At 70.3% G+C, this 17,076-nt stretch carries 17 protein-coding genes; 12 read left to right on the top strand and 5 right to left on the bottom strand.

The features are described from left to right. Window positions 1–786, bottom strand: a complete 786-nt coding sequence (locus ACFQQI_RS18515) for an enoyl-CoA hydratase/isomerase family protein (RefSeq protein WP_378566883.1) — start codon at window positions 784–786, stop codon at window positions 1–3. 53 nt (window positions 787–839) lie between these two features. Here ACFQQI_RS18515 and ACFQQI_RS18510 point away from each other — a divergent pair, with 53 nt between their 5' ends. After that, window positions 840–1,769 carry a DNA-3-methyladenine glycosylase family protein gene (locus tag ACFQQI_RS18510; RefSeq protein WP_378566880.1) on the top strand — a complete coding sequence of 310 codons (930 nt, stop codon included), beginning with the start codon at window positions 840–842 and terminating at the stop codon, window positions 1,767–1,769. A 116-nt stretch (window positions 1,770–1,885) separates the two neighbouring features. Here the strand turns inward: ACFQQI_RS18510 and ACFQQI_RS18505 are convergent, their stop codons facing one another. Next, complete coding sequence (locus ACFQQI_RS18505; protein ID WP_378566877.1) at window positions 1,886–3,148, bottom strand: phosphatidylserine/phosphatidylglycerophosphate/cardiolipin synthase family protein; 1,263 nt, start codon at window positions 3,146–3,148, stop codon at window positions 1,886–1,888. Window positions 3,149–3,219: 71 nt separating this feature from the next. On the opposite strand from ACFQQI_RS18505, the gene uvrB reads away from it, so the two are divergent. The 4 genes from uvrB to ACFQQI_RS18485 all read left to right on the top strand — a co-directional run bounded on the left by uvrB (window position 3,220) and on the right by ACFQQI_RS18485 (window position 8,036). Then, window positions 3,220–5,340 (top strand): excinuclease ABC subunit UvrB, encoded by a 2,121-nt coding sequence (gene uvrB, locus ACFQQI_RS18500; protein WP_378566874.1) that lies wholly within the window; start codon window positions 3,220–3,222, stop codon window positions 5,338–5,340. Beyond that, the gene (locus tag ACFQQI_RS18495; protein ID WP_378566871.1) at window positions 5,337–5,774 is read left to right on the top strand and encodes a VOC family protein; all 438 of its coding nucleotides are present in this window, start codon (window positions 5,337–5,339) and stop codon (window positions 5,772–5,774) included. Before uvrB ends, ACFQQI_RS18495 begins: the two co-directional genes overlap by 4 nt. Window positions 5,775–5,826: 52 nt before the next feature. Further along, the gene (locus tag ACFQQI_RS18490) at window positions 5,827–7,119 is read left to right on the top strand and encodes a nitrate/nitrite transporter (RefSeq protein ID WP_378566868.1); all 1,293 of its coding nucleotides are present in this window, start codon (window positions 5,827–5,829) and stop codon (window positions 7,117–7,119) included. A gap of 122 nt (window positions 7,120–7,241) precedes the next feature. Beyond that, on the top strand, window positions 7,242–8,036 hold the full coding sequence (locus ACFQQI_RS18485; RefSeq protein ID WP_378566865.1) for a hypothetical protein: 795 nt from the start codon (window positions 7,242–7,244) through the stop codon (window positions 8,034–8,036). A 27-nt stretch (window positions 8,037–8,063) separates the two neighbouring features. Here ACFQQI_RS18485 and ACFQQI_RS18480 read toward each other — a convergent pair whose 3' ends face one another. Further along, window positions 8,064–9,245, bottom strand: coding sequence for a PP2C family protein-serine/threonine phosphatase (locus tag ACFQQI_RS18480; protein ID WP_378566862.1), 1,182 nt, complete (start codon window positions 9,243–9,245; stop codon window positions 8,064–8,066). Between the two features lie 79 nt (window positions 9,246–9,324). Here ACFQQI_RS18480 and ACFQQI_RS18475 point away from each other — a divergent pair, with 79 nt between their 5' ends. Further along, a complete protein-coding gene (locus tag ACFQQI_RS18475) occupies window positions 9,325–10,044 on the top strand; it encodes a response regulator transcription factor (RefSeq protein WP_378566859.1) in 720 nt (239 codons plus the stop codon). A gap of 46 nt (window positions 10,045–10,090) precedes the next feature. Then, the gene (locus ACFQQI_RS18470) at window positions 10,091–10,657 is read left to right on the top strand and encodes a hemerythrin domain-containing protein (protein ID WP_378566856.1); all 567 of its coding nucleotides are present in this window, start codon (window positions 10,091–10,093) and stop codon (window positions 10,655–10,657) included. Between the two features lies 1 nt (window position 10,658). On the opposite strand, the gene ACFQQI_RS18465 is transcribed toward ACFQQI_RS18470, so the two are convergent. Both ACFQQI_RS18465 and ACFQQI_RS18460 read right to left on the bottom strand, forming a co-directional pair. Beyond that, complete coding sequence (locus ACFQQI_RS18465) at window positions 10,659–11,321, bottom strand: ion channel (RefSeq protein WP_378566853.1); 663 nt, start codon at window positions 11,319–11,321, stop codon at window positions 10,659–10,661. Then, complete coding sequence (locus ACFQQI_RS18460) at window positions 11,318–11,866, bottom strand: DUF1707 domain-containing protein (protein WP_378566850.1); 549 nt, start codon at window positions 11,864–11,866, stop codon at window positions 11,318–11,320. The genes ACFQQI_RS18465 and ACFQQI_RS18460 overlap by 4 nt, the downstream gene beginning before the upstream one ends. Before the next feature lie 241 nt (window positions 11,867–12,107). Between ACFQQI_RS18460 and ACFQQI_RS18455 the strand changes: the two genes are divergently transcribed. Genes ACFQQI_RS18455 through ACFQQI_RS18435 form a run of 5 tightly spaced genes read left to right on the top strand, consistent with a single transcriptional unit; the run spans window position 12,108 to window position 17,076 of the window. Continuing rightward, complete coding sequence (locus ACFQQI_RS18455) at window positions 12,108–12,830, top strand: MlaE family ABC transporter permease (RefSeq protein ID WP_378567395.1); 723 nt, start codon at window positions 12,108–12,110, stop codon at window positions 12,828–12,830. A 4-nt stretch (window positions 12,831–12,834) separates the two neighbouring features. Beyond that, a complete protein-coding gene (locus ACFQQI_RS18450; RefSeq protein ID WP_378566847.1) occupies window positions 12,835–13,674 on the top strand; it encodes an MlaE family ABC transporter permease in 840 nt (279 codons plus the stop codon). 5 nt (window positions 13,675–13,679) lie between these two features. Further along, complete coding sequence (locus tag ACFQQI_RS18445) at window positions 13,680–14,993, top strand: MCE family protein (protein WP_378566844.1); 1,314 nt, start codon at window positions 13,680–13,682, stop codon at window positions 14,991–14,993. Window positions 14,994–14,995: 2 nt separating this feature from the next. Then, on the top strand, window positions 14,996–16,084 hold the full coding sequence (locus ACFQQI_RS18440) for an MCE family protein (RefSeq protein ID WP_378566841.1): 1,089 nt from the start codon (window positions 14,996–14,998) through the stop codon (window positions 16,082–16,084). After that, window positions 16,081–17,076, top strand: coding sequence for an MCE family protein (locus tag ACFQQI_RS18435; RefSeq protein WP_378566838.1), 996 nt, complete (start codon window positions 16,081–16,083; stop codon window positions 17,074–17,076). The genes ACFQQI_RS18440 and ACFQQI_RS18435 overlap by 4 nt, the downstream gene beginning before the upstream one ends.

Below are 17,076 nucleotides of genomic sequence, written 5' to 3'. Positions count from 1 at the left end.
TCACCAGCCCGGCGGCAGGCTCGTGAAGTCGGGCTCGCGGCCCTCGGCGAACGCCGTCAGCGCCTCGATGTTCGCGGGTCCGCCCATCAGCTCGGCGAACGCGGCGTTCTCCCGCTCGCGCGCGGCGGCGATGCCGTCGCGCAGCGGCTCGGTCATGGTGCGCTTGACCGCGACCAGCGACGAGATGGGCCGGGCCGCGAGCACCTCGGCGTGGCGCCGCGCCTCGGGCAGCAGGTCCTCGGGCTCGCACACCCGCCAGACCAGGCCCATCTCGCGCGCCTGCTCCGCGCTGACCCACTCCGCCGAGAGCAGCACCCACGCCGCGTCCTGACGGCCGACCAGCCGGGGGAGCAGGTACGACGACGCCGCCTCGGGCGCGACCCCGAGGCTCGTGAACGGGCACTTGAGCCGGGCCGAGGTCGACATGAAGGCGAGGTCGGCGAAGCCCAGGATCGTGGCGCCGATGCCCAGGCCGAGACCGTTGACCGCGCAGACCAGCGGCTTCGGGAGGTCGACGAGCGCGTCGACGAGCCCGAGGAACCCGTGCTTGCCGGGCACGAAGTCCGGATCGGTCGCCCGGGCGTGCATCTCGAGCAGGTCGGTGCCGGCACTGAACGCCCGACCGCTGCCGGTCAGCAGCACCACCGCGACGTCCGGGTCGTCGGCCGCCGCTCGCAGCGCCTCGGTCGTCGCGTCGTAGAGCGCCTCGTTGAACGCGTTGAGCGCGTCGGGGCGGTCGAGGGTGAGCGTGCGGACCCGGTGGCGGTCCTCGATCAGGAGCGACATGGCCCGAGACTAGAACACGTTCCACCGTCGGCGGGCCGGGCTACCCTCGCGGAGTGGACGGACAGGTGCGTGAGTGGCGACCCGACTGGCCGTGTCCGGTCAGCGTCGTGCTCGCGGTCCACCGGCGGGGCGGCGGCGACCCGACGTACCGCGTCGACGGCGAGCGCCACTGGCGCGGCATCCGTACGCCGGAGGGTCCGGCCACGCTCGCGGTCGAGCCCCGATCCGGCGAGGGTCTCGTCCGCGCCGAGGCCTGGGGGCCGGGCGCCGACTGGGTGCTGGGCTCGATCCCGGCACTGCTCGGCGCCGACGATGACGTCGCGGGCTTCGAGCCGCGGCACCCGATCGTCGAGGAGGGCTGGCGCCGCTACAACCACTGGCGGATCGGCCGCACCGGTCTCGTCATGGAGGCGCTGACGCCGGCGATCATCGAGCAGAAGGTGACCGGGCAGGAGGCGTTCGCGGGGTTCCGGATGCTCGTGCACCGGTACGGCGAGCGCGCCCCGGGGCCGGGCGCCGACCTGCGCCTGTGGGTGCAGCCGGACGCCGAGACGATCCGCCGCATCCCGTCCTGGGAGTGGCTGCGCATGCACGTCGACCCCGCGCGCTCCCGGGCACTGGTCACCGCCGCCCGCGTCGCCGACGCGCTCGAGCGCACCGCCGGCCTGCCGGGCGAGGAGGTCGAGCGCCGGCTCACCACGCTGCCCGGGATCGGGGTCTGGACCGCCGCCGAGGTGCGCCAGCGAGCTCACGGCGACGCCGACGCGGTGTCCTTCGGCGACTACCACGTCGCGCCCGACGTGGGGTGGGCCGTGGCCGGGCGGCCGTTCGACGACGACGAGCTCGCCGAGTTCCTCGAGCCCTGGCGTCCGCACCGCGGGAGGGTGCCCGTGCTGATCGGCCTGACCGCCGGCCGGCGGCCGCGCCGTGGGCCGCGGATGGCGCCGCGCACCCACCTGCCCGCGCGCGTGACCCGGCGCTGAGTGCCGTGCAGGCTTCCCCGGTGAACCGGGGAAGCCTGAACTTTTCGGCCGAAGTTTCGCCCCAGAACGTCTGGTTTCCCCGGTGGACCGGGGAAACCGACACCGGAGCCGCGCCGCTAGAGCAGCGGGCGCAGCGGAGCGAGGATCATCTCCGTGAACTTGCGATGCAGGTCGCGCGCCTCCCACTCGCCCTTGGTGAGCTCGAGGCAGTTCGACTCGTCCGCGGCGTAGATCCGCTCCAGCTCGGCGGCGAAGGCGGGGTCGATGACCTCGACGTTGATCTCGTAGTTGCCCTGCAGGCTGAGCCGGTCGACGTTCGCGGTGCCGATCGTCGCCCAGGTGCCGTCGATCGTCGAGGTCTTCGCGTGCACCATCGCGTCCTTGAAGCGGAAGATCCGCACGCCCGCGTCGAGCAGCTGCGAGAAGTACCCGCGCGAGATCCAGTCGGCGACGATGTGGTTGGACTTCAGCGGCACCAGCAGGCGCACGTCGACCCCGCGTCGCGCGGCGTCCTTCATCGCGTCGACGAAGTCCTGGTCGGGGCAGAAGTAGGCGTGGGTCATCCAGACCCGGGTCGAGGCTCGGTTGATGGCCTCGATGTACATCGACCTGATCGGGAACATCCACAGCCGCGGCACGTTGCGGTGGAACCGGATCCGCGGCTCCCAGGTCGACGCGGTCTCGAGGAGCAGCGGCCGCTCCGACGTACCGATCCGGCGTCGGCGGCTGAGGTTCCAGAAGTCCGCGAAGGCGCGCTTCAGGTCCCACACGCCCGGGCCGGTGATCCGCACGTGGGTGTCGCGCCACTCGGTGGCGTACGCCGTGCCGATGTTGTAGCCGCCGACGAACCCGACCGTGTCGTCGACGACGAGGATCTTGCGGTGGTCGCGGCCGTAGCGGGCGAGGTCGAAGAACTTCCAGCCGGCCGGGTAGACGGGGTAGCGGAGCACCTTCATCGTCGGCGGGAATCGCTTGAAGCGCGGGGAGACGACGAGGTTCGCGAAGCCGTCGTAGATGCAGTAGACCTCGACCCCGCGGTCGGCCGCCGCGGCCAGCGCGGCCTTGAACCGCTCGCCGACCTCGTCGCCCTTCCAGATGTAGGTCTCGAAGAGGACCTGCCGCTCGGCCCTCTCGATCGCCTCGAGCATGGCGTCGTACAGGTCCTGGCCGTAGGTGTACGTCGTGAGCGTGCCGTCGCCGACCTCGACCTCCTTCGGCGCCGTGATGGGGAAGGGCTTCGGCTTCTTCCCGCGGCGCCGGTAGGAGTCGACCAGCGACATGCCGATCGCGATCGCGAGCTGGACGCCGACGATGGTCACCACGGTCCGGCGGATCGCTCGCAGCACCCGTCCGAGGCTGGGGGAGGGCGTGCGGCTCACGGGGCCAATCTAGCGAGCGCCCGGGAGCACTGTCGGGAGCACTGTCGGAGCCCCGGTCTACGCTCGACATCATGCGACCAGTGACCGACCTCGAGCGCCGGGTGGCGCCGTTCAAGGTCGTCTCCGACTACCAGCCCTCCGGCGACCAGCCGGCCGCGATCGCGGAGATCAGCAAGCGGATCAAGGGCGGGATCGAGGACGTCGTGCTGCTCGGTGCGACCGGCACCGGCAAGACGGCGACCGTGGCGTGGGTGGCCGAGCAGCTTCAGCGCCCGGTGCTGGTGATGCAGCCCAACAAGACGCTCGCCGCGCAGTTCGCCAACGAGCTGCGGCAGCTCTTCCCCGACAACGCGGTCGAGTACTTCGTCTCCTACTACGACTACTACCAGCCCGAGGCCTACGTCCCGCAGACCGACACCTACATCGAGAAGGACTCCTCCATCAACGAGGAGGTCGAGCGGCTGCGGCACTCCGCGACCAACAGCCTGCTGACCCGGCGCGACGTGATCGTCGTCAGCACCGTCTCCTGCATCTACGGCCTCGGCACGCCGCAGGAGTACGTCGACCGCATGGTCCGGCTCAAGGTGGGGGAGGAGCACGACCGCGACACCATCCTGAGGCGCCTGGTCGAGATCCAGTACACCCGCAACGACATGTCCTTCACCCGCGGCACGTTCCGGGTGCGCGGCGACACCCTCGAGGTCTTCCCGGTCTACGAGGAGATGGCGATCCGCATCGAGTTCTTCGGCGACGAGATCGAGCGGATGATGACGCTCCACCCGGTCACCGGCGAGGTCGTGACCGAGGACCAGGAGCTCTACATCTTCCCGGCGACCCACTACGTCGCCGGCCCGGAGCGCATGGAGCGCGCGATCCAGGGCATCGAGACGGAGCTGGAGGACCAGCTGTCGACGTTCGAGCGGCAGGGCAAGCTGCTCGAGGCGCAGCGGCTGCGGATGCGCACGACGTACGACGTGGAGATGATGCGGCAGGTCGGCTCGTGCTCCGGCATCGAGAACTACTCGATGCACATCGACGGCCGCACCCGCGGCTCGGCCCCCAACTGCCTCCTCGACTACTTCCCCGAGGACTTCCTGCTCGTGGTCGACGAGTCCCACGTGGCCGTGCCGCAGATCGGCGGCATGTACGAGGGCGACATGTCGCGCAAGCGCAACCTGGTCGAGCACGGCTTCCGGCTGCCCAGCGCCATGGACAACCGACCGCTGCGCTGGGAGGAGTTCCTCGACCGCATCGGACAGACGATCTACCTGTCCGCGACGCCGGGCGACTACGAGCTCGACAAGGTCGGCGGCGACGCCGTGGAGCAGATCATCCGCCCGACCGGGCTGGTCGACCCCGAGGTCGTCGTGAAGCCCACGAAGGGCCAGATCGACGACCTGATCCACGAGATCAACGAGCGGGTCGAGAAGAGCGAGCGGGTCCTCGTCACCACGCTGACCAAGAAGATGTCGGAGGACCTCACCGACTACCTCCTCGACGCCGGCATCCGCACCCGCTACCTGCACTCCGAGGTCGACACGCTGAAGCGCATCGAGCTGCTCCGCGACCTCCGCCTGGGGCAGTACGACGTGCTCGTCGGCATCAACCTGCTGCGCGAGGGTCTCGACCTGCCCGAGGTCTCGCTGGTCGCCATCCTCGACGCCGACAAGGAGGGCTTCCTGCGCTCCGACAAGTCGCTGATCCAGACGATCGGCCGCGCGGCGCGCAACGTGTCCGGGCAGGTGCACATGTACGCCGACCGGATCACGCCCTCGATGGAGGCGGCGATCGACGAGACCAACCGGCGGCGGGCCAAGCAGGTCGCCTACAACACCGCCAACGGCATCGACCCCCAGCCGCTGCGCAAGAAGATCGCCGACATCACCGACATGCTCGCGCGCGAGGACGAGTCGACGCAGGCGCTCCTCGAGACCTGGCAGACGCAGGACCCGAAGAACCGCAAGGCGCCGGTTCCGGCGCTCTCCCGGATGGCCGGCGGCGAGTCCGGGCAGCACACCCAAGACCTCGCCGGCCTGCCGAGCGCCGAGCTCGCCCAGCTCATCCAGGAGCTGACCGACCAGATGAAGGGCGCGGCCGCCGAGCTGCACTTCGAGGTCGCGGCCCGGCTGCGCGACGAGATCGGTGACCTCAAGAAGGAGCTCCGACAGATGATGGAAGCGGGTGCCAAGTGACGGAAGTCAGGCAGGTCCAGATCACCTTCGACTGCGCCGACCCACGCGCACTGTCACTCTTCTGGAACGAGGTGCTCGGCTACGTGCTGCCGCCGCCCCCACCGGGCTTCGACTCCTGGGACGCCTTCGCGGCGACCCTGCCCGAGGAGCAGCGCAACATGGCCTCCGCCTCGGTCGACCCCGGCGGGGACGGCCCACGACTGTTCTTCCAGCAGGTGCCCGAGGGCAAGGCCGCCAAGAACCGCGTCCACCTCGACGTGCGTGCGGCCCCCGGCCTGACGGGTGACGACCGGATGGCGGCGCTCGAGGCGGAGTGCGAGCGGCTCGTGGGCCTCGGTGCCACCCGGCTGACGCGGTTCGAGCCCGACCCGCCGATGAGCAACGGCTTCATCGTGATGCAGGACACCGAGGGGAACGAGTTCTGCCTGGACTGAGTTTCGAGGCTCGCTTCGCTCGCACCTCAACCACCGTTCTAGAATTCGCGGAGTGACTGCCCGCCCGACGACCGTGACGGCGCACGCCTGGATCGTCTGGGGAGTCGGGCTCCTCGTCTACCTGGTCGCGGTGTTCCACCGCTCCTCGCTGGCGGTCGCCGGGCTGGCCGCGACGGAGCGCTTCGACATCTCGGCGTCCCAGCTGGCGACGTTCACGATGCTCCAGCTCGTGGTGTACGCCGGTATGCAGATCCCCGTCGGCCTGCTGGTCGACCGGTTCGGCTCGCGCAGCGTGCTGCTCTGCGGCACGGCGCTGCTCACCGTCGCGCAGGCGGGCTTCGCCCTGGCGGAGAGCTACCCTGCGGCGCTGGCCGCCCGGGTCTTCGTCGGCATGGGCGACGCGATGACGTTCATCTGCGTGCTCCGGCTGGTGGCGTCCTGGTTCCCGGCGCGCCGGATCCCGCTGATCACCCAGCTCACCGGCCAGCTCGGGCAGCTCGGCGCCGTGCTCGCCGCGGCGCCGATGACCTGGGCGCTCGGCAGCCTCGGCTGGACGCCGGCGTACCTCGTCGCGGCCTCGATCGGCCTCGCGCTGGCCGTCGCCGCGCTGGTGCTGCTGCGCGACTCGCCGACCGCCCGGAACCTCCGCGGCGCCGCGATGTCGTGGCCGGCGATCCGGGCCAGCCTGGCGGCGTCGTGGGCGCACCCGGGGACCCGGCTGGGCTTCTGGATGCACTTCTCGACGCAGTTCAGCGCGACCTCCCTCACGCTGCTGTGGGGCTACCCGTTCCTGGTCAGGGGCGAGCACCTGTCGTCGGGATCCGCAGGCCTGTTGCTCACGCTGATGGTCGTCACGGGCATGGCGGCGGGGCCCACCCTGGGCTGGCTGGTCGGCGCGCACCCGTGGCACCGGTCGACGACGGTGCTCAGCATCGTCGGCACCATCGCCGCCGTCTGGACCCTTGTCCTCGCCTGGCCGGGTCAGGCGCCGTACGCGCTCCTGGTGACGCTGGTCGTCGTCGTGGGCGTCGGCGGGCCCGCCGCGATGATCGGCTTCGACGTCGGCCGCACGTCCAACCCGCACGAGAGGTTCGCCAGCGCCAGCGGGATCATCAACCAGGGCGGCTTCATCGCGAGCCTGCTGCTGGTCATCGCGATCGGCATCGTGCTCGACTGGCGGACGCCCGGCGGCGGCTCGGAGTACACGCCGGAGGCGTTCCGCTGGGCCATGAGCACCCAGTACCTCCTGTGGGGCCTCGGCCTCGTGCAGGTCTACCGCTACCGGGTGCGCACCCGCCTGGTCGTCGACCGCGACGAGCTCGAGGGAATCGCCCGCGCCGCCTGACCTCACCGATTCCAGCACCGTTGTCGGCTACGGTCGCCGACGACGTAACGCGATCGGCATCGCCGGCGCTGATGGGGGTAGTGCCGGGAACCGGCACCAGATGCACAGGAGGCTTGGGGTCTATGAAGCACGTCACCAGGATCGGCGCCGCCGGTCTCGTCACCGCCCTCGCAGTGGGGGTCGTCGCGCCGGTCGCCACGGCCGACCGGGCAGCTCCGGAGCGACGCTCGGTCGACAGGGTCACGCTCGAGACGAGCAAGACGGAGCTGGTGGCCGGCAAGAAGGTCGTGCTCTCCGGCAAGATCAGGCCGGCCGCGAAGGGCACGAAGGTGGTGCTGCAGAAGAAGATCGGCGACCGGAAGTGGAGTCGTGAGGCGACCCTGACGACGAAGAAGGCGGGCAAGTTCTCCTACACCGACAGGCCGGAGACTCCGGGCACCCGCCGCTACCGGGTCGTCACCCAGGGCGCCGGAGCTCGCACGAGCAAGCCGGTCAAGGTGACGATCTACCAGTGGCGCAACCTCACCGACACGGCGGTCCGCGAGACCGAGGCGGTCGACATCGGCGGGATCGCGAACATCAGGCGCACGGCGTACCCCGACTCGGTCGTCTCCTACTTCGGCGACGTCACGACCGGCGGGGTCGACTGGAACCTGGACCCCACCTGCACGACGCTGAGCACGCGGTTCGGCGCCGGCGACGCCAGCGACGAGGGAGCCGTGGCGACGCTGAGCCTCGTGGGCGACGGCGAGCCGCTCTACACCGGGTCGTTCGGGCTCACCGAGTCCGAGGCCCGCACCTTCGACGTGAGCGGCGTCTTCCGGCTGCGGCTGTCCTGGACCTCGACGGTCAACGGCACGCAGGCGCCCGGTGCCCAGGCCGTCATGGCGACGCCCCGGCTGCTCTGCGCGAGCTGAGTCGGCACCGGCCGAGGCCGGTCGGGCTCAGGCCTGACCGGCCATCGGCTTGCGGAAGACGGCGACCGCGGTGACGTCGTCGGGCGGTCGGAGCGTCCCCGTCAACCGCGCGATCGTGGTCAGCAGCGCGGTCGCGTCCTCGTGGGCCGCGACCATCTCGCCCACGGGCTGCCACCACGTCTGCTGGTCGTCGAGCAGCTCGAGCAGGCCGTCGCTGAAGACGAGCATCCGGTCGCCCGGCTCGATGGTCGTGGAGTGCTCCGTCCAGTGGCTGTCGGCCAGCACGCCGATCGGCAGGTCGTCGCTGAGGAGCCGCTCGACGGCGCCGTCGGCACGCACGACGAGACACAGGCCCATCCCGGCGTCGACGTAGCGCAGGTAGCCGTCGTCGAGGTCGACGGCCCCCTCGAAGAGGGTCACGAACGCGTCCGCACGCTCGAGGTCGTCGCTGAGGGTGCGCGCGATCTGCGTGACGGTGACCCCGAGGTCGACGCCGGCGACGACGGCGGCGTGGGTCGCGCGGGTGGCCGCCCGGATCCCGGCACCGAGCAGCGCGGCGCCGGTGCCCTTGCCCATCACGTCGCCGAGCCCGACGTGGAGCACGTCCTCGTCGACGGAGTAGTCGAAGCCGTCGCCGCCGACGGCGAGCGCGGGCAGGCACACCCCGTGGATGTCCCAGCCGGCCATCCGGATCGGTCCGGACGGCAGCATGGACGTCTGGACCTGGGCCGCGCGCACCATCTCGGCCGAGGACAGCAGCTCCTGCTCGGCCCAGGCGGCGAGGTCGGTCAGCGTCAGCAGGTCGTCGTCGTCGAGGTTGCGGACCCGGTCGTCGTACAGGCACAGCACCGCGACGGTGGTGCCGGTGGCGTCGCGGAGCGGGACCCCGGCGTAGAAGCGGATGCCCCGGTCGACCACCGCCGGGAGCTCGCGGAAGCGCTCGTCGAGCGTCGCGTCCGCGACGAGCGTGGTGGTGTCGTACTGGCTGGCCGTGTGGCAGAAGGAGTCGTGCCGCGGCATCACCTGGATGTCGAAGCCCTGCGCGCTCGGGAACCAGGCCCGATGCTCATCGAGCACCGTGATCGACGTCCAGACCACGCCGAAGATGCGTTGCGCCAGCCGGGTGATGCGGTCCATCCGCTCCTCGCGCTGGCCCCAACGAACGAGTCCCTGGGCTGCCTGGACCGTCGTCGACGTCTGCTCGTCCATGCGTGCGCCGTCCTCCCGAGTGGTACGACTGTGGGTGTAGAACTACAGCGTCTCCGATTCTCCGGGAAGGGGCGACATAGTGGCTCAGGCACTGGTGGTCGAGGACGACCCCGACACCCGGGAGCTCATCGAGCTCGTGCTGCGCAAGGGCGGGATCGAGGCCACCTCGGTCGAGAACGGCGACGAGGGCGTGCGGCTCGCCCGCGAGCTCCAGCCCGACCTGGTCACCCTCGACGTCCAGCTGCCGGACATGGAGGGCACCGAGGTCTGCCGCCGGATCCGGGAGTTCAGCGACGCCTACGTCATGATGATCACCTCGCGCAGCGACGAGGTCGACCGCCTGCTGGCGCTCGACCTGGGCGCCGACGACTACCTCGCGAAGCCCTTCTCGCCGCGCGAGCTCGCGGCCCGCTCATCGGCCCTGCTGCGGCGGTCCCGTGGCCGGGCCGCGCCGGCGCCCGTCGCCCCGGAGCGGGCGATGGACGATCCCGACGGCGTCATCGAGGCGGGTGGTGGACTGGTGCTCATGCCGGTGCGTCACGTCGCGATGCTGGACGGCGTCGCCGTCCCGTTGACGCCGCCCGAGGTCGAGGTGCTGGCCGTGCTCGCCCGCGAGCCGGAGCGGGAGTGGCCGCGACGGGACCTGGTGACGGAGGTGTGGGGCGGCGACTTCCTCGAGTCCGAGTTCCTCATCGACATCCACGTCGCGAGCCTGCGGCGGAAGCTGCGGAAGGCGGGTGCGGGCTCCGACCGGATCCGCACCGTCGCCGGCTCCGCCTACGCCCTCAAGTCCGCGTGACCGCCGGCAACGTTTGCTGCGCCTGCTCGCTGGCTACGTTGCCGCCATGACGAACATCGACCTGGGGCGTCCGGTGCAGGGCGACGTCGTCGACGTGATCCTCGACGACCACCGACGGTTCGAGGCGCTGCTGCGCGACCTGCGCGACAGCAGCCAGGACCGCGACGCCGTACGCCACGCCTTCGCCACGCTGCACATCGCCCACGCGGAGGCGGAGGAGAAGCACGTCTACCCGAAGCTGCGGCGCAAGCGCGCGGTCGGGGAGCACGAGGCCGAGCACGGTGAGGAGGAGCACGCTGAGGGCAACGCCGCGCTGCTCGCGGTGCTCGAGCTCAAGGGCACCGACACCGACGCGTTCGAGGACGCCGTCGAGGAGCTGGCGCGGGTCGTCAACCACCACCTCACCGAGGAGGAGCTGACCATCCTCAACCCGGCCCGTGACGAGGTCGGTCCGAAGGTGCGTGCCGACCTGGGGGAGCAGTTCTGCGCCGAGCGCAACCGACAGATCGAGGCCGACTGCGGATCCCTCGAAAACGTCCGCCGGATCGTCGCGGCGGCCCGCAAGGAGGGCCTGCTGGACGAGTACGAGGACGGCGACGACCCCGACGACTGAGCTACGGCCTCTGCCGGATGACCGCGAGGCTGACGAGCCTGGCCACCACGAGCGCGACGTAGAAGACGCCGGCGATCATCTCGACCATCACGAACGACCGGGCGTGCCCCTGCACGGGCACGACGTCCGAGAGGCCCACGCTGGTGAGGGTGCTGAAGGACAGGAACAGCAGCTCGAACCAGCTGCGGCCGCCGGTGCCGTCGGCACCGATGAAGGAGTCGGGCCAGACCGCCTGGCAGGCGGCGTACACGTACGCGAAGCCCCACGCGACCACGGTGAACGCGGCCCCGGTCGCGAAGAGCTCGTCGCGGGTGACCCGGTCGTCGTGGAAGAGGTACCGGATCATCGCGTACGAGATGTAGAAGTAGAACGGCGCGTGGAAGACCGCCGAGACGAACACGATGGCGTCGTTGTCGGGCTGGAGGGCCTCGAGGACGGTCATCAGCATCGCCGGCCCGCCGAAGAGCAGCGCGATCCAGGTCAGGGCCGGCGTGGGGCGCACGGCGGCCAGCGCCGCGAGCACGATGCCGAGCTGCACCACGCCGACGACGGCGCGGCCCCACGCGGTGTCGTCGAGGAACGGGTAGGCCAGCACCGCGACCAGCTGCGTCGCGAGCAGGACGGCCGAGGGATGGGCGCGGACCGTCTGCCAGCGCAGGATCACCGGCCCCAGCTCTTCTTGCGCAGGTCCTTCTCGCGCCGACGCTCGAGCCGGCGGACCTCGCCGTCGACGATCTCCTGACGGGTGCTCGCCGTGCGGACGAGGTGCAGCAGGCTGAAGACGATCACGAAGACCGGCCAGAAGAAGTAGGGGTTCCAGTCGCCGTCGCGGAAGGACGTCGCGACCCAGATGCCCGTGGTCAACGTGCTGGCGCCGATGAACGAGAACACCGCCTCGCGCCGCTTCGCCTGCCAGTGCCGGTGGGCCATCCGCTCCAGGTCGGAGCGGGACGCCGCGACCAGGCTCCCGCCCGGCTCCGGCCGGGCCGGCACCAGGTCGTGGAGCAGCGGATCGATGTCACCCAGGGTGCGCACCGTCCGCGCCGCCTCGCTGCGCTCGTCGAACTCGGACCGGTCGAGACGCCCGTCGGCGTACGCCTCCGACAGGACCTGGACCAGCACGGATCGGTCCTGGTCCGAGGCGCGCAGGGCCTGGTACTGCCGATCGCGTGGGTCGTGGGTGAACGACGACCAGACCTCCCTGTCCACGCGGACATCGTAGGAGGCGGATGCGCACCCCCTGGTCCAGCCCACGTTTCTGGGGCGTCACCTGCGGGGAGGACGGTCGTTGGACTGAGGGAGAACGGGTTCTAGCTGGGAGCGCTCGGGCCTGTCATTTGCACGAAATGAGAACACGTTCTAGTCTGCGAGCGGTCTAGACCGGTGTTGGGAGGTAAGGGTGGCGTTCTCGGCTGCGTCCGTCGTTCGTGGCCCCGGCGAGATCGCCGTGATGGTCATCGAGGTGACCAAGCGGATCTTCACGCGGCCCTTCCAGTTCCGGGAGTTCATCGAGCAGGCGTGGTTCATCACCAGCGTGACGCTGATGCCGACGATCCTGGTCTCGATCCCGTTCGGCGCGGTGATCTCGCTGCAGGTCGGCAACCTGACCGGCCAGCTCGGCGCGCAGTCGTTCGCGGGCGCCACGGCGGTGCTCGCGGTGGTGCGCGAGGCGGCACCGATCGCGGCCGCGCTGATCATCGCGGGCGCGGCGGGCTCGGCGATCTGCTCCGACATGGGCGCGCGCAAGATCCGCGAGGAGATCGACGCCATGGAGGTGCTCGGCGTCGACCCGCTCGAGCGGCTGATCGCGCCACGCGTCGTCGCCACGATGTTCGTCGCCGTGATGATCAACGGCATCGTGATCGGCGCCGGCATCGGCGGCGGCTACTTCTTCACGGTGATCGTGCAGGGCGGGTCGGCAGGGGCGTTCCTCTCGTCGTTCACGGCGCTGGCGAGCATCAACGACCTCTACATCTCGATGGTCAAGGCGCTGGTGTTCGGCTGGCTGGCCGCGATCGTGGGCGCCTACAAGGGCCTCAACGCCGGCGGCGGGCCGAGCGGCGTCGGCCGCGCGGTCAACGAGTCGGTGATCGTCGCGTTCATGGTGCTGTTCTTCCTCAACGCCATCATCACGGCGATCTACTTCCAGGTCGTCCCACCCCCGGGGCTCTGATCGGATGGCGACCATCAGCGAGCTCGGCGGCTCCTTCGTCAAGGGCCGCCGCGACACCCTCGAGCAGTACGGCGACCAGCTGCTGTTCTACGTCAAGGCGCTCTCCTGGGCGCCGCGCGCCATCAAGCGCTACCCCCGCGAGATCGTGAACACGCTGGCCGAGATCACCTTCGGCGCGGGCGGGCTCACCCTCATCGCCGGCACCGTGGGCGTCATCGCCTTCCTGGCGTTCTTCGCGGGCACGGAGGTCGGCATCCAGGGCTACGCGTCGCTGAGCCAGATCGGCGTCGCGAAGTTCAGCGCGTTCATCTCGGCATACTTCAACACCCGCGAGGTCGCACCGCTGGTCTCGGCCGTCGCGCTCGCGGCCACCGTCGGCTGCGGCTACACCGCGCGGCTCGGCGCGATGCGGATCTCCGAGGAGATCGACGCGCTCGAGGTGATGGGCATCCCGTCGCTGCCGTTCCTGGTGACGACCCGGATGGTCGCGGCCTTCGTCGCGGTGATCCCGCTCTACATCGTGGCGCTGTGCGCGTCGTACCTCTCGCCGCGGCTGATCACGACGATCATCTACGGCCAGTCGCCCGGCACCTACGACCACTACTTCCTGCAGTTCCTGCCACCGATCGACATGCTGTGGTCGTTCTTCAAGCTGCTGTTCCTGGCGACCGCCGTCATCCTCATCCACTGCTACTACGGCTACACCGCGTCGGGCGGCCCGGCGGGCGTCGGCATGGCCGTGGGCCGGGCGATCCGCACCAGCATCGTCACGATCGTCGTCGCCGACTTCTTCCTGAGCTTCGCGATCTGGGGCTCCACCACGACCGTGCGGATCACGGGGTAGCGCCGATGCTGGTGAACATCTACCACGACAGCCGCCGGGAGCACGCCCGGCTGCTGGTGGCCGGCGTCGCCTTCCTGACCGTGATCGCGCTGCTGATCGCGCTCTCGATCGCCATCTACAACAAGGCGTTCGACAAGGTCACGACCGTGACGATCCAGGCCGACCGCGCCGGCCTCCAGCTGGCGAAGTTCGGCGACGTCCGGCTCAACGGCGCGCTCGTCGGCCAGGTTCGCAAGGTCGGCCAGGACGGCAAGCAGGCCGTGATCACCGTCGCGCTCGAGCCCGCCGAGGCCGAGGAGATCCCCGACAACGTCAGCGTCGAGATCCTGCCGACGACGCTCTTCGGCCAGAAGTTCGTCTCGCTGGTCCTGCCCGACGAGCCTTCGGGCACCGCCATCGCCGACGGAGCCGTGATCCCCGCGGAGCGCGTCGAGACCAACGTCGAGCTGAGCCGCATCCTCGCCACGCTCTTCCCGCTGCTGCGCACCGTGCGCCCCGCCGACCTCAACGCGACCCTCAACGCGCTGGCGACGGCCCTCGGCGGCCGCGGCGAGCAGCTCGGCCGGACGATGGACGAGCTCGACGCCTATCTCGGCGAGATCGACGACCACCTGCCGACGCTGCGGCGGGACCTGGTGAAGCTGGCCGACGTCGCCGACACCTACGACCTCGCGGCCCCCGACCTGCTCGGGGTGCTCGACAACCTGACCACCACCAGCAGGACGATCGTCGACAACCGCAAGCAGCTCGGCACGTTCTTCGCCGACCTCAGCGGCGTCGCCGACACCTCGACGAAGCTCCTCCGCGAGAACGAGAGCAACCTGATCCGGCTGGGCCAGGTCACCGAGCCGATGCTCGACCTGCTGGCGGTCTACTCGCCCGAGTTCCCCTGCCTGCTCGAGGGGGCGGCGGCGTACGCGCCGCGGCTGGCCCGCACCTTCGAGGGCAACCAGGTCAAGCAGTACGTCGAGCTCGGTGCGCCCCAGTACCAGGCGTACGACGAGGGCGACCGCCCGACGTACGGCGAGGTCGGCCACGGACCGTGGTGCTCCGGCCTGCCGAACCCGCAGGTGCCGATCCCGCCCTCGCCGCTCGACCAGGGCAGCGACATCGACGAGAACCCCCCGAAGGCGCTCCTGCCCACCAGCATGCTGGGCCTCAACCGCGTCGGCGCCGACTACTCCGGCAGCCCCGCCGAGCAGCAGATCGTGAACGCGCTCCTGGCCCAGCGCACCGGCACCGCCGCCGACGAGTACGGCGCGCTCGGGTCGCTGATGTACGGGCCGCTCGTGCGCCAGGCCTCGAAGGGCGGGCGGTAGCCATGTCCCGCAACGCCACCACGATCTCGGCCGGCATCAAGCTCGGCATCTTCACCGTCGTCTCCCTGCTGGTCACCGGCCTGCTGGCGGCGATCATGGGCAACGTCGGCTTCGGCGCAGGTACGACGTACCGGGCCGTCTTCAGCACCGCCTCGATGCTCGAGAAGGGCGACGACGTCCGTATCGCCGGCGTCAGCGTCGGCGAGGTGAAGGAGGTCGAGCACTACCAGCGCAGCGCGGCGATCGTGACCTTCCGGATCAAGTCCGACGTGCCGCTGACGACGGCGTCGCGTGCGGAGATCCGCTTCCTGAACCTCGTCGGCGACCGCTACCTCGCGCTCGAGGAGGGCGGCGACCGGTCCGCCGAGCGGCTCGAGGGTGACGGCACCATCCCGATCGAGCAGACGAAGCCGGCGCTCGACCTGACCACGCTCTTCAACGGGTTCCAGCCGCTCTTCCAGGCGCTCGACCCGAAGCAGGTCAACGACCTCAGCCTGAACCTCGTGCAGGTGCTGCAGGGCGAGGGTGGCACGGTCCGCGGCCTGCTCCAGAAGACCGCGTCGCTCACCAACGCGCTGGCCGACCGCGACGAGCTGATCGGCCAGGTCGTCGACAACCTCAGCCAGACGTTGACGACCGTCGACAGCCGGCACCGCCAGCTCAGCGACCTCGTCATCGGGCTCAAGGACTGGATGACCGACCTCGCCCGCGACCGGTCGACGATCGGGTCGTCGCTGAAGAACATCTCCGACCTCACCGTCGTCGTCGCCGACCTGCTCCGCGAGGGCCGGCCGCTGATCAAGTCCGACGTCGCCAAGCTGCGCAAGCTGGCGGCCCTGCTCAACGAGAAGGAGTCCCGCGGTCAGGTCATCGAGATGCTCGACCGGCTCCCGGAGTCGATGACCGACCAGACCCGGACCGGCATGTACGGCAGCTGGTACAGCTACTACCTCTGCGGCGTCAACGCCCGCATCACGCTGCCGCCCGGGCTCGGTGACATCCCCGGCATCAAGCAGCTGATGAACGAGCTCAACCACCTCGACTTCCGGTCCACCGCGCCCCGCTGCAACGGAGCGGAGGGCACCGAATGAGCGACTCCCGCCGCTACAGCGACGCCCGGGTCCTGCGGCTCGGCGCCATCACCCTCGTGCTGATGGCGCTGATCATGGCCGCGGCCTTCAACCTGGGCAGCTTCCCCGGCTTCGCCGGCAGCACCTACCGCGCCGAGTTCAAGGACGCCAGCGGCATCCACAAGGGGAACATGGTGCAGGTCGGCGGCATCCGGGTCGGCCGGGTGCAGGACGTCGTGCTCGAGAACAGCAACCGGGTCGTCGTCACCTTCGAGGTCGACAACGGCGTCGAGTTCGGCACCGACAGCCGGGCGTCCATCGAGGTGCTCAACCTGCTGGGCGAGAAGTTCCTCGACCTCGAGCCCGCCGGCTCCGGCCAGCTGGACGAGGACGACGTGATCCCGGTCGAGCGCACGCAGTCGGCGTACGACATCGTCGGCGTGTTCGGCGACCTGACGACGACCACCGAGCGGATCGACACCGACCAGCTCGCGAAGGCGCTCGACGTCGTGGCCGACACGACCAACGAGGCCGCGCCCGAGATCGAGGCGAGCTTCCAGGGCATCGCGCGGCTCTCGCGGTCCGTCGCGAGCCGCGACGAGCAGATCCAGGCGCTGCTGCAGGGCGCGCAGAGCGTCAGCAAGGTCCTGGCGGCGCGCAGCGACGACATCGTCGACCTGATGAAGAACAGCGACCTGGTCTTCCAGGAGGTGCAGAAGCGCAAGGAGGCCATCCACCTGCTGCTGGTCAACGCGCGCGACCTCGCCCGCCAGCTCGAGGGGGTCGCGGCCGACAACCAGGACCAGATCGGCCCGGCGCTGCAGGAGGTCGACGACCTGCTCTCGCTGCTGAACTCCAAGGAGAAGGAGCTCAAGGCCACGCTCAACGCGCTGGGGCCGTACGTCGACATCCTCAGCAACATCATCGGCACCGGCCCGTGGTTCGACGCCTACGCGTCCAACCTGCTGGCGATCCCGACGGGCGAGTTCGTCCCCGGAAGGCTGGAGGACTGA

Source organism: Nocardioides sp. GCM10030259, assembly GCF_042666375.1.
GTDB lineage: Bacteria > Actinomycetota > Actinomycetes > Propionibacteriales > Nocardioidaceae > Nocardioides.
This window is presented reverse-complemented; position numbering and strand designations above follow the sequence as displayed.